The following is a 12,404-nucleotide window of genomic DNA, read 5'->3' as shown; positions in this document are numbered from 1 at the left end:
AACCATGGTCACCGGCGAGGACCGCGAGTTCGACGACCTCCTGCTGATGCTGAAGGAGACCCGGGGGTTCGACTTCACCGGGTACAAGCGCAGCACACTGCAGCGCAGGGTCGCGCGGCGGCTGGAGGCGCTCAAGCTCGAGACGACGGGGGAGTACCGCGACTATCTGGAGCTGGAGCCGGGTGAGTTCGAGGTCCTCTTCGACAGCCTGCTGATCAACGTCACCGGGTTCTTCCGGGACCCGCAGGCCTGGCGGGTCCTGCGGGACAGGGCCATCCGCCCGATCATCGCGGCCAAGGGCGGCTGCCGGCCGATCCGGGCCTGGAGCGCGGGGTGCGCCACCGGCGAGGAGGCGTACAGCCTCGCCATCGCTCTGGCGGAGGAGCTGGGGCCGGACGAGTTCCTGGAGCGGGTCAAGGTCTACGGCACCGACCTGGACGAGAAGGCCCTGCAGACGGCCCGTACGGCGTTCTACGACGAGCGCAAGATCGCCGACATGCCGCCCGAGCTGCGGGACAGGTACTTCGAGCCGGTGGAGGCGGGGTTCGCCTTCCGCCGGGACCTGCGCCGCCAGCTCATCTTCGGCCGCAACGACCTCACCAGGGACGCCCCGATCTCCCGGGTGGATCTGCTGCTCGCGCGCAACACGCTGATGTACTTCAACGCCGAGACGCAGCTCAACATCGTCCGCAAGTTCCATTTCGCCCTCGCCGACCCCGGTTACCTCTTCCTGGGCAAGGCGGAGATGCTGCTGAACCACGGCGACAGGTTCGAGCCGGTGGACCTGCGCATGCGCCTGTTCAGGAAGACCCCCCGGCCCGCGAACGGGACGCGCATCGGCTGGAACTCGCCGGCGGCACAGCAGGAGGAGAACACGCGCCTTCCGCGGCTGCAGGGCGCGGCGCTCGCCTCCGGTCCCGTCGCCCAGATCACGCTGGACGCGGCGGGCAGGCTCGCCCTGCTCAACACCCGCGCCGAGGTCCTGTTCGGCCTGCGGGCCCGCGACGTGGGCAGCCCGTTCCAGGATCTCGAAATGTCCTACCGGCCCGTCGAGCTGAGGTCGTTGATCGAGCAGGCCGAGCTGGACCTGCGTGCGGTCGAGCTCCACGACGTCGTCTGGCAGCGCCCCGGCGCGCAGGAGCCGAGCATCTTCGACGTCGTGGTCGTTCCGCTCACGGACAGGACCGGCGGACTCGTCGGGGTCACCGTCAACTTCCACGACGTCACCCGTTATCGGCGGCTGCGCGACGAACTGGAGCAGGCCAACAAGGAGCTCGAGCACGCCTACGAGGAGCTGCAGTCGCTGAACGAGGAACTGGAGACCACCAACGAGGAGCTTCAGTCGACCAACGAGGAACTGGAGACGACCAACGAGGAGCTTCAGTCGACCAACGAGGAACTGGAGACGATGAACGAGGAGCTCCAGTCGAGCAACGACGAGCTCCAGCAGATCAACGAGACGCTCAACGCCCGCACTCTGGAGCTCGACCGGGCCAACCGGTTCGTCGCCTCGGTGGTGCGCTCGCTCGGCGACGTGGTCGTCGTCGCCGACCGGGACCTGCGGGTGCTGCTGTGGAGCGCGGGCGCGGAGGAACTGTGGGGGCTGCGCGCCGACGAGGCGGGCGGCCGTGACCTGGCCTCACTCGACATCGGCCTGCCTGTCGATCGGCTGCTGCCCGTGGTGCGGCGCGTGCTCGACGGGGAGCCGGCCGCGGGTGGCCGGAAAGACCCGGCGATCGTCGAGGCCGTCAACCGCCGGGGCCGCCCCGTCCGGCTCGCCGTCACGCTGGCGCCGCTCCACGAGGACGACGCGTCGGTGCGTGGGCTGATCCTGGTCATGAACAGGGAGTGAGGTCGCCGGCCTCCGCCCCGGCCTGAGGTGACGAGGCCGACCCCGCCCAGGATGGCGCCTCCCGGCATGCCGTCCTCCTCCGGCTCGGTGGGCTCGGGCCGCCACCGGCGCACCGGCACGACGCCGGGCTCCACCACCCACGCGGGAGCCTGCTCCTCGTGCATGCCCTGCCCTCCGATGCCCGGGTCCGCGGCTTCGAACGATCACCATCCTAGGGACGCGGCGGGCGTTTTTGACATCCCGGTCCGACAATCGGCAATGCCGGATGTCTTCTCCGTCCGGGGTTCACGGTGCGGTTCTGCCGGTGGACCAGGCCCAGACGGCGATGGCGACGCGGTTCCTGGCTCCGATCTTGCGCTGGATGGACGCGACGTGGTTCTTGACCGTGCCGGGGGAGAGGAACAGCTCCGCGGCGATCTCGGCGTTGGTCTTGCCGTGCGCGACCATGGCCACGATCTCGTCCTCGCGCTCGGTTAGGACGACACCGGTCGTCTCACGCGCCGGTCCACGTTCGCGCAGCAGCCGGACGGTGAGCGCGGCAGGCGGGCGGTCAGCGACCACCCGTCCGGTACGGCCCGTGCGACGAGCTCGCCGCCCTGCTCCCGCACGAGGGCCGCGAGGCCGGCCAGCCCGGCCCCGCCGCGCCGGCGGCCGGGGGCCCGGCCCGCCCCGTCGTCGATCATCGTGATCTCCAGGACGTCGCCCGTGGCGGTGAGGCCGAGGTCGACCCGGCCGGCCCGGGGAGCGTGCCGCCGGACGTTGGTGAGTCCTTCGACCACGATCCGGTAGGCGAGGGCCGCGGTCTCCGCGGGGACCGTCACCGGCGTGTTCATGCTCAGCCGGACGCGCGCGGGGCCGGCGGCCGAGAACCGTGCGGCGGCCTCGCGGATGCTGTTCAGGTCGCCGGCGGGGACGCGGGGCCGGTCGTGCCGGAGCATGTCCAGGGTGCGGTCGAGCATCGACATGGCTCGCTGCCCGGCGGCCTCGACGCGTTCGAGGGCCTGAAGCGGATCGCCCGCGACCCTGCCCGCCTGGGCGTGGGCGACCATCTCGCTGATGTCGTGGGCGACGAAGTCGTGCAGGTCCTGGGTCAGTCGCAGCCGCAGGGCGGTCCGGGTGTCGGCCACAGCGCGCTCCTGCCGTACGTCGAGGAGACGCAGGTAGGCGCCCACCCCGGCGGCGACAAGCGCGCCCGTTCCCCAGAACGCGCACACCCCCACTCCTTCCAACCATGAAGCGGGGGCGTAGACGCGGAGCACCCACACGGCCGCCGCCGCGATCGCCGCCGCGGCCGCCGGTGCGGCGGCTCTCGGCGGCGCGTACCGGATCACCAGGCCGGCCAGCACCATGAGGGCCACGCTCTCGGCCATTCCGGACACGTCGGCGATCCGCGTGTGCCGCGGCCCGCCGGCGAGGTGCACCAGCGTGACGGCCAGGGACAGGGTCGCCGCCGCACCGGCCGCCAGGGCCAGGCGCGACCTCGGCTTCGGCCGGAACAACGCCGTGGCGCCGTCACGACGGCGACCGGCGCCGGCACGACGGCGGCGACGACCGGAACCATGCTCACCCGGAGACGATACGCGCCCGGCCCCATCGGCCGGAGGGTGCAGAACGGCACGTTCACGCAGGGCAGGACCTGCCGAACGGCATATGGCCCGGGGGCGGGCCCTCCCGCGACATTGATCACATGAGAACTGATTCCTACGGCCGGAGAGGCCATGCGGCGGCACGGTGGTCTGCGCTGTGGTCTGCGCGGTGGTCGGCACTGTGGTCGGCACTGTGGGCGCTGGCCTACGGAGTGCTCGGCGCCGCGTGGGCACTGGGGATGCCGGGCTTTCCCTGGGGACCGTCGGACCCCGATCCGGACCGGGCGCTGTCGATCCTGGCCGGCGCGACGCCGCGCTTCGGCTGGTGGATCGCCGCCTTCGCGCTGCTGACCGCCGTGACGGCGCTGGCATTGACCCGCGGAAGCGGCAGCCGGATTCCGCTGGTCCTGGCCTGGCCGATCGCCGCTCTGCTGATTCTGGTGATCCCCGACTCCCGGGTGATGATGGGCGTCGCCTACACGCCGCTGCTGCTGGTCGCGCCGGTCTTCGGCTGGAGCCTGGGCGGCGCCACCCTCGCCGACGCCTGGCCGTGGCCGGTGCTCAACCAGCTCGTGTGCGTGCTCGGGGGACTGCTGCTGGCCGCCGCGGCGCTGGCCTACAGCCGGCGGCAGGAACGGGCGAGCCGGTTCACCCCGGAGCGGGGACGCCGGGCGGTGTACGTGGCGGTCGCGGTGCCGCTGCTGTACTGCGCCACCCGGTGGGCGTGGGCGCTGGGCATCCCGCTCGGCATCAGCCGGGAGTTCCTGGCGGAAGGCCAGGACGACGGCATGTGGCTGGCGGGGGCCTATCTCGCGACCTTCGGCGCGTTCGGCGGCCTGCTCACCCTCGGCCTGACGCAGCGATGGGGCGAGGTCTTCCCCCGATGGCTGCCCCTCCTGCGCGGGCGGAGGGTGCCGCCGCCGCTCGCGGTCGTCCCCGCCGGGTTCGTCTCGATCATCATCACCGTGGCCGGGCTGACCTACATCCGGTGGACCATCGCCGGCCGGTTCGCCCTCGACGAGTGGGGCGCCTGGCTGCCGGAATGCTTCTGGCCGATCTGGGGCGGCGCGCTCGCCGTCGCCACCGTCTCCTACCGTCTGCGCCGAAAGCGGGAGGGGCACCCGGCGGAGGCCGGCCGCGACATCGGGCCGGCGGCGCAGGCCGGGGGACGGCGAGCACGTTCGTGAGGCGGTCCTCACCGGCCTCCGGCGCCGGACGGGCGCACACGGGGAGCGGGTCACCGGCGGCTACCAGGCACCGAGTCTGCCTGATCAGACGACCCGGTAGCTCCCACTAGGCGGCGGCGCCGCCCGATCCGCCCAGCTCCACCAGCTCCCGCAGGGTCGCATGGGGGACGTCGATGCCGGCGAAGGTCAGGAACCGCCCCATCGGCATCGACGAGGCCATCCGCAGCCCGTCGGCGTCGTTCTCCGCGGGCCGCTCGCTCCTCCCGCCGCCGGTGAGGACCTTCAGGAGAGCCGGGCCGGCGAGCGGGTGGGAGAGCCACTCGCCGAGCGTGGAGTCGAGCGACACCACGGGGACGGCGGCGTCGCCGTCGAGGCCGATCGTCGTCTCGGCCGTGACGGACGAGGCGTTCTCGCAGATCTGGATCGTGTAGTCGCCCGGCGCGACGACCCACCGGCCGAGCGGGACGTCGTAGTAGGCGAACGCCCGCCGGTCGAGGGGGAGGGTGACCGTACGCGACTCGCCGGGAGCGAGTGCGACCTTCGTGAAGGCCCGCAGCTCCCGGGCGGGGCGGCGTACGGGACCCGCGGAGGTGGCCACGTAGACCTGAACGACGTGCTTGCCGGGCCGCGCACCGGTGTTGGTCACCGTCACGGTGACGGTCGCCGTGTCGTCGCCCGTACGGACGACCTTGAGGCCGCGGATCGCGAACGTCGTGTAGCTCAGGCCGTGGCCGAAGGGATAGCGCACCGGCAGCTCGACCGTCTCGTAGTAGCGGTAGCCGACCATGACGCCCTCGCCGTAGCGGACGTGCCCGGCCTCGCCGGGGAAGTTGAGGTAGCTCGGCGTGTCCTGCAGCCGGACCGGGATGCTCTCGGCGAGGCGCCCGGAGGGGTTCACGACGCCGAAGAGCAGATCGGCGACGGCGGAGCCGCCCGCCTGACCGAGCAGCCAGCCTTCCAGGACGGCGTCCACGTCGTCGTGCCAGCCCTCCAGCGAGACGACGCCGCCGTTGGACAGGACGACCACGGTACGGCGGGCCGCGGCGGCGACGGCGCGGATCAGCTCGACCTGGACGGCGGGCAGGCCGATCGTCTCCCGGTCGAACCCCTCGGACTCCTCCCGCTCGCTCAGACCGGCGAAGACGACCGCGACGTCGGCGGCCGCGGCGGCCTCGGCCGCCGCCTCGCGCAGCTCGCGCGCGTCGCCCGATCCGTCCAGCGAGAACCCCTGCGCGTAGGCGGCCTCCGGGGCGAGGGCGCGGATCGCGTCAAGCGCCGCGTCGACCCGGGTGGCGTTGACGTGGGAGCTGCCGCCGCCCTGGAAGCGGGGCCTGACCGCGAACTCGCCGATCACGGCGACGCGGGCGCCCGCCGAGAGGGGGAGCGTGTCGTCCTCGTTCTTGAGCAGCACGGCGCATTCCGCGGCGAGCTCGCGCGCGAGCGCGTGGTGGGCGTCGGCGTCGAACGCGCCGGACACCCCGCCGCGGCGCCGGGTGAGGGCGACGACGCGGCGGACGCTCGCGTTCACCACGGCCTCGTCGAGGTCGCCCGCGCGGACGGCCTCCACGATGCGCCGGTCGCCCGCGCCGCCGGTTCCCGGCATCTCCAGGTCCAGCCCGGCGGCCAGCGCGGCGACCCGGTCCTGGACGGCGCCCCAGTCGGAGACGACGGCGCCGGTGAAGCCCCACTCGCGGCGCAGGACGTCGGTGAGCAGCCACCTGTTCTGGGAGGCGTGGACGCCGTTGACGCGGTTGTAGGAGCACATCACGGTGGCGGGCCTGGCCCGGGTAACCACCCGCTCGAACGCGGGGAGGTAGATCTCGCGCAGGGTGCGCTCGTCCACGTCCGCGCTGACCCGCATGCGCTCGGTCTCCTGGTTGTTGGCGGCGAAGTGCTTGACCGAGGCGCCCGGTCCCTCGGCCTGCAGCGCGGCGACGTGCGCCGCCCCCAGGACGCCCGACAGCAGGGGGTCTTCGGAGTAGTACTCGAAGTTGCGCCCGCACAGCGGCGAACGCTTGATGTTCACGCCGGGGCCGAGCACGACCGCCACGCCGAGGGCCCGGCCCTCCCGGCCGACCGCGGCGCCGATCCGGGCGGCGACTTCGGCGTCCCAGCTCGATCCCACCGCGACCGCCGGCGGGAAACAGGTGGCGGGCAGGCTCTCGTTGATGCCGAGATGGTCGGAGCCGCCGGCCTCCCGGCGGATGCCGTGCGGTCCGTCGCACAGCGCCACGGAGGGGATCCCGGCCTCCTCCAGCGGTTTGGTCGTCCAGAAGTCCCGGCCCGACAGCAGTGAGGCCTTCTGCTCCAGCGTCAGCGCGTCCAGCCTGAGCGCGTCGAGGTGGGTCCGGGCCATCGGGGACGCTCTCCTTCCGTGGGGAGGATTCATATCGTTCTTCTGTCGTGCAAGGAGCAGCGCGGGTGCTGCGGCGGGGGACGGGCGGGTGTCGCCGGGCATGGCGCCGGGACGCGGTCCGGCGGGCGGCGCGTCGCCGCCCGCCGGACGCGGGTCACGGTCAGGAGGCCGGTTCCGGCACCCGCGCGCGGGTGGTGAGCCGCCGGTCCCGGCCGAGCGCGACGGTGTCGCCGGTCAGCAGGATCTCGGCGCGCAGCGGGCGGTCGGCGGCCGACGGGCCCGCGGTGAGCGCGATCACCCCCGGCTCGACGATGCGGCGCAGGTCGGGCCCGGTGTAGGAGAAGGCGTCGGCCGGCACCTCGAAGACCACCTCGCGGGTCTCGCCGGGCGCGAGCGGCACCCGGGCGAAGCCCACGAGTTGCGCGACGGGACGGGCCACCAGGGCCACCGGGTCGGAGGCGTACAGCTGCACGGCCTCCTCGGCCGCCCTGGCGCCGGTGTTGGTGACGGTCACCCGCGCCTCGACCGTGCCGTCCGTGGGGCACCGCTCCGCGGAGGTGGCCAGCGCGTCGTAGCGGACCGTCGTGTACGACAGGCCGTGGCCGAAGGGGAACGCCGGTGTCGGGTCGGACACGGAGATCCCGTCCGTCCGCAGCCCCAGGGGCGGCTGCAGGTAGGTGGAGGGGGTGACGAACGGGGAGCCGGGGATCTGGACGGGCAGGCGGCCCGAGGGCTCGACCCGGCCGCTGAGCACTCCCGCGATCGCCGCGCCGCCCTCCACGCCCGGCAGGAACGCCTGGAGCGCGGCCGCGGCCCGGCCGGCGTGGGCGCCCACCGCGTACGGCCGGCCGGAGACCACGACCAGCACGACCGGCGTGCCGGTCGCCAGGACCGCCTCGGCCAGCTCGTCCTGCACTCCGGGCAGGCCGAGGTGCGCGGCGTCGCAGCCCTCGCCTGAGGTGCCGTTGCCGAACAGTCCGGCCCGGTCGCCGGCGAACAGCAGCACGAGGTCGGAGTCCGCGGCCAGGGCGGCGGCCTCGGCGATGCCCGAGGCGTCGTCGCCGGACACGTCCGCGCCCCGCGCGAACCGCAGGTCGGCGGTGGGGAACTCGGCCCGCAGGCAGTCGAGGACGGGGGCGACGGGCAGGCCCATCCCGTGATCGGGGAAGCGGTCGAGCACGTGGTTGGGGAAGGCGTAGCAGCCGAGCAGGGTCCGCGGGTCGTCCGCGCAGGGTCCGATGACGGCGATCCGCGCGGACGTGTCCGCGGCCAGCGGCAGCACGCCGGCGGGGTTGCTCAGCAGCACCACCGAGCGTTCGGCCACCTCGCGGGCCAGGTCGCGGTTGCGGGGGCTGTCCAGATCGACCTCGCCGGCGCCGTCGGGCACGAGGGGCCCGTCGTCCAGCAGGCCCAGCGCGATCTTCTGCCGCAGCACCCGGCGGACCGCGTCGTCGACCAGCGACTCCTCCACGCGGCCGGCCCGCACCTGCTCCACCATCCGGGAGCCGTAGCCGACCGTCTCGGGGAGCTCCACGTCGATGCCCGCGCGCAGCGCGATGACGCCCGCGTGCGCCTCGTCCTCGGCGACGTTGTGGTTCATGGCGAGGAACGGCACCGCCCAGTAGTCGGCGACGACCGTGCCGTCGAAGCCCCACTGGTCGCGCAGCACGCGCCGCAGCAGGTCGGCGTTGGCGGCGACCGGCACGCCGTCGATGTCGGTGTAGGAGTTCATGACCGACCGCGCGCCGCCCTCGCGGATCGCCGTCTCGAACGGCGGGAGGATCACGTCGGCCATCTCCCGGGGACCGATGCTGACCGGGGCGTGGTTGCGGCCCGCCCGGGAGGCGGCGTACCCGGCGAAGTGCTTGAGCGTCGCGATGACGCCGGTCTCCTCCAGCCCGCGCACGTACGCCGCGCCGATCTGGCCGACGAGGTAGGGGTCTTCGCCGAGCGTCTCCTCGACCCGGCCCCACCGGTAGTCGCGCACCACATCGAGGACCGGCGACAGGCCCTGGTGGACGCCGACCGCCCGCAGGTCGTCGGCGATGGCCCGGGCCATACGCCGCACCAGCGCGGGATCGAAGGTCGCGGCCCAGGCCAGCGGGGTGGGATAGGCGGTCGCGCCGTAGGTGGCGAACCCGGTCAGGCACTCCTCGTGGGCGATCGCCGGGATGCCGAACCGGTTGGCGGCGATCACCTGCTCCTGCAGCCGGCGCAGCCCGGCCGCCCCCTCCGCCGGGCTCACCGGCGCCGTGCCGTACACGCGGGTGAGGTGGCCGACGCCGTCGCGCATCCGGCCGGCGAGGTCGGCGCCGTCCTTCATGAACAGGTCCTGCAACGGGGCGACGTTGCCGGCGGCGGCCTCCGATCCGGCCGTCGAGATGTCGGTCCAGACCGATCCGAGCTGGGCGACCTTCTCCTCCAGCGTCATCTCGGCCAGCAGCGCCTCGACGCGCTCGTCGAGGGGCCGGCCGCCGTCCCGCCAGGGCGCGATGCCCGGCGCGTCTACGAATGTCATGACATCCCTTGCTTGTCGATCCATCGCGTCGGGCTCGGCCCCGCAAGACGCCGTACGGAGTTCCGGTGGCGATCGGCCCGGTGGTACCCGTGCCGCGGCGGCGGCAGACGGCGGTACACGAGCAACCGCATCGAGCGCCCCCTGTTCATCCGCACTGTTCATCCGGACTGTCGCCTGGACCGTCGTCGTCCGAAAGTTTCTAAATCAGGACCGATAGTTTATGTGGACTCTAGGTCGCTGCGCTGGAGTGCGTCAAGGAACCGGCAGTGTGACATCCGAAACATTCGGGTGAATGTCCGAAAGTTGGCGCTAAACTGCGGCGTATGACGACGACCAGGGAGCCGACACCTCCGGACCGCGCGCCCTCCCGGCCGCTGACCATCGCCCAGATCGCCGAGCTGGCGGGGGTGTCCCCCGCGACCGTCTCCAAGGTCGTCAACGGAAGATCCGAGGTCGCCCCCGAGACCCGCGCCCTGGTCGAGGACCTGATCCGCGAGCACGGGTACCGCCGGCAGAAGAAGCGCCCGGCCGCGACCCCTCTCATCGAACTGGTCTTCCACGAGCTGGAGGGCGCGTACGCGATGGAGGTCATCAAGGGGGTCGAGCAGGTGGCGCGTGAGCACGACCTGGCGGTGGTCGTCTCGGAGCTGCAGGAGCGCCACCCTCCCGCCAGGGGCTGGATCGAGGGCGTGATCGGCCGCCGTCCCTGCGGCGTGATCGTGGTCTTCTCCGGCCTCACCCGGGCCCAGCGCGAGCAGCTCAGGACGCGGGACATCCCCCTCGTGCTGGTCGATCCCACCGGCGATCCCGGGCACGAGCTGCCCTCGGTGGGAGCCGGCAACTGGAGCGGCGGCCTGTCGGCCGCACGGCACCTGCTGGAGCTGGGACACCGGCGCATCGGCCTCATCACCGGGCCCGCCCACGCCCTGTCCAGCCGGGCGCGGCTCGACGGTTTCCGCGCCGCCATGGACACCGCCGGCGTGCCGACGGACCCGGAGCTCGTCCGGCAGGGCGATTTCAGCGCCCAGGACGGCATGGCGCACGCCCGCTTCCTGCTCGCGCTGCCCCGGCGCCCGACCGCCGTGTTCGCCTTCAACGACGCGCAGGCCATGGGCGTGTACCAGGCGGCCCACGAGATGGGGCTGCGCATCCCGGACGAGCTGAGCGTGGTCGGCTTCGACGACGTGCCGATGGCGCAGTGGCTCATCCCCGCGCTGACCACGGTCCGCCAGCCGCTCACCGAGATGGCCGCCGCCGCCGCGGACATGGTGGTCGCGCTCGCCCGCGGCGAGAGCCCGCCGCAGAACCGCCTGGAGCTCACCACCAACCTGGTCGTCCGCGCCAGCACCGCCCCGCTCGTCGCGTGAAGTTTCGGAACACCGACAGAAATTCTGTGTCTCCGTCGTCCGGGGCGCGTGAGACGCGCGGCGTTGTGACGGAAAGATTCGGGATTTCTCCGAAACGTTCGGCTCGCGGTCGGCCCCGGTGGGGGTGGCCTGGAGGAGAGCCGCACGTGCGCGCCGCGAACGGTTCATCCTGATCCCTGCCGGATACTCCGACGGTGAGCCTTCAAATGTGATCGGGGTAAAGTGCGTCAAATGTTCTATATGACCAGTTCTGTGAGGTAGAGGTGGCGGGGGTACAGGCCGTTCTGAAGCGCGTCGCCCTCGACACCAGGCCTCTGAGCATTCCCGCCTACCGGCGGCTGCTGGTGGGTCAGGGGGTCTCGTTCATCGGCTTCCAGCTCACCTCGGTGGCCGTGAGCGGTCAGGTGTACACCATCACCGGGTCGTCCCTGTGGGTGGGCCTGCTCGGGCCGGTGAGCCTCGTCCCGCTGGTCGTCTTCGGCCTGTGGGGCGGCGCGGTCGCCGACGCGATGGACCGCCGCCGGCTCCTGCTGGCCGGTTCCGTGGTGGCCTGGCTGTCGACCGTCGCCCTGCTGCTGCACGCCTGGTCGGGGCTCGGCAGCGTCCACCTCATCCTCGCCGTCATCGCCCTGCAGTCGATCGGCTTCGCCGTCACCTCGGCCACGCGCGGGGCGATCATCCCCCGCATCGTGCCCACCGAGCGGGTCCCCGCCGCCAACACTCTCAACTTCCTCGTCAGCAGCATCGGCACGGTGGTCGGGCCGCTGCTGGCCGGCGTGGTGCTCGCCAAGGGCGGATACGCCATGGCGTACCTCATCGACGCCGTGCTGTTCGGGGCCGGCTTCTACGCGGCCGTACGGCTGCCGCCGCTCGCGCCCGTCGGCGAGGTCTCCCGGCCGGGCCTGCGCTCGGTGATCGACGGGCTCGGTTACGTGGTGAGCAGGCCGGTCGTGCTCATGTCGTTCGTGGTGGACATCATCGCGATGGCGTTCGCGATGCCGAGGGCGCTGTTCCCCGAGCTGGCGGCCGAGCGTTTCGGCGGGTCGGCGGTGGCGTTCGGCTGGCTGTCGGCGAGCATCGCCATCGGGGCGGTCGTCGCCGGCGTCTTCTCCGGCTGGGTCGGCCGGGTGCGCCGCCAGGGTGTGGCGCTCACGCTCGTGATCGCCCTGTGGGGCGTGACAGTGGCCGCTGCGGCGCTGGCGCAGCCGTTGTGGCTGGTCGTGGCGCTGCTGGCGATCGGGGGCGCGATCGACCTCGCCTCCGCCGTGTGGCGGCAGACGATCCTGCAGACGTACGCGCCCGACGAGATGCGCGGACGCCTGCAGGGGGTGTTCATGGTCGTCGTCGCGGGCGGTCCCCGACTGGGCGACCTGCGGGCGGGGGCCACCGCGGACGCCTTCGGGCTCGTGCCCTCCTGGGCGGGCGGCGGCCTGGTGTGCGCCGTCCTCGTGCTGGTGGCCGGCTTCGGCGTGTCCGCCTTCCGCAGGTACGACGCGCTGGCGAGCCGCCCGGACCCCGTCTGATCCCTTCCGCGCGGG

8 protein-coding genes are annotated in these 12,404 nt (G+C 73.0%); 4 read left to right on the top strand and 4 right to left on the bottom strand.

Annotation, left to right across the window (positions count from 1 at the left end; genetic code table 11):
* The first annotated feature begins 4 nt into the window (after positions 1-4).
* Entirely contained in the window at positions 5-1,852 is a 1,848-nt protein-coding gene (locus ACQPZZ_RS25360) for a CheR family methyltransferase (RefSeq protein WP_432922843.1), read from the top strand.
* A gap of 285 nt (positions 1,853-2,137) precedes the next feature.
* Here the strand turns inward: ACQPZZ_RS25360 and ACQPZZ_RS25355 are convergent, their stop codons facing one another.
* On the bottom strand, positions 2,138-2,299 hold the full coding sequence (locus ACQPZZ_RS25355; protein WP_432934535.1) for a response regulator transcription factor: 162 nt from the start codon (positions 2,297-2,299) through the stop codon (positions 2,138-2,140).
* Between the two features lie 26 nt (positions 2,300-2,325).
* A complete protein-coding gene (locus ACQPZZ_RS25350; RefSeq protein ID WP_432922840.1) occupies positions 2,326-3,351 on the bottom strand; it encodes an ATP-binding protein in 1,026 nt (341 codons plus the stop codon).
* A 188-nt stretch (positions 3,352-3,539) separates the two neighbouring features.
* Between ACQPZZ_RS25350 and ACQPZZ_RS25345 the strand changes: the two genes are divergently transcribed.
* Positions 3,540-4,625, top strand: coding sequence for a hypothetical protein (locus tag ACQPZZ_RS25345; protein ID WP_432922837.1), 1,086 nt, complete (start codon positions 3,540-3,542; stop codon positions 4,623-4,625).
* Between the two features lie 106 nt (positions 4,626-4,731).
* On the opposite strand, the gene ACQPZZ_RS25340 is transcribed toward ACQPZZ_RS25345, so the two are convergent.
* Both ACQPZZ_RS25340 and ACQPZZ_RS25335 read right to left on the bottom strand, forming a co-directional pair.
* Positions 4,732-6,981: a glycoside hydrolase family 3 C-terminal domain-containing protein gene (locus ACQPZZ_RS25340; RefSeq protein ID WP_432922834.1), complete on the bottom strand. Its 2,250-nt coding sequence runs from the start codon at positions 6,979-6,981 to the stop codon at positions 4,732-4,734.
* Between the two features lie 160 nt (positions 6,982-7,141).
* On the bottom strand, positions 7,142-9,499 hold the full coding sequence (locus tag ACQPZZ_RS25335; protein WP_432922831.1) for a glycoside hydrolase family 3 N-terminal domain-containing protein: 2,358 nt from the start codon (positions 9,497-9,499) through the stop codon (positions 7,142-7,144).
* A 323-nt stretch (positions 9,500-9,822) separates the two neighbouring features.
* Between ACQPZZ_RS25335 and ACQPZZ_RS25330 the strand changes: the two genes are divergently transcribed.
* Together ACQPZZ_RS25330 and ACQPZZ_RS25325 are read left to right on the top strand one after the other, a co-directional pair.
* Positions 9,823-10,866: a LacI family DNA-binding transcriptional regulator gene (locus tag ACQPZZ_RS25330; RefSeq protein WP_432922828.1), complete on the top strand. Its 1,044-nt coding sequence runs from the start codon at positions 9,823-9,825 to the stop codon at positions 10,864-10,866.
* Positions 10,867-11,129: 263 nt separating this feature from the next.
* Complete coding sequence (locus tag ACQPZZ_RS25325) at positions 11,130-12,389, top strand: MFS transporter (RefSeq protein WP_432922825.1); 1,260 nt, start codon at positions 11,130-11,132, stop codon at positions 12,387-12,389.
* The last annotated feature ends 15 nt before the right edge of the window (positions 12,390-12,404 follow it).

This window comes from Microbispora sp. CA-135349 (genome assembly GCF_050947365.1).
Lineage (GTDB): Bacteria > Actinomycetota > Actinomycetes > Streptosporangiales > Streptosporangiaceae > Microbispora.
The sequence above is the reverse complement of the archived record's forward strand: the minus strand, read 5'-3'. Positions and strand labels throughout refer to the sequence as shown.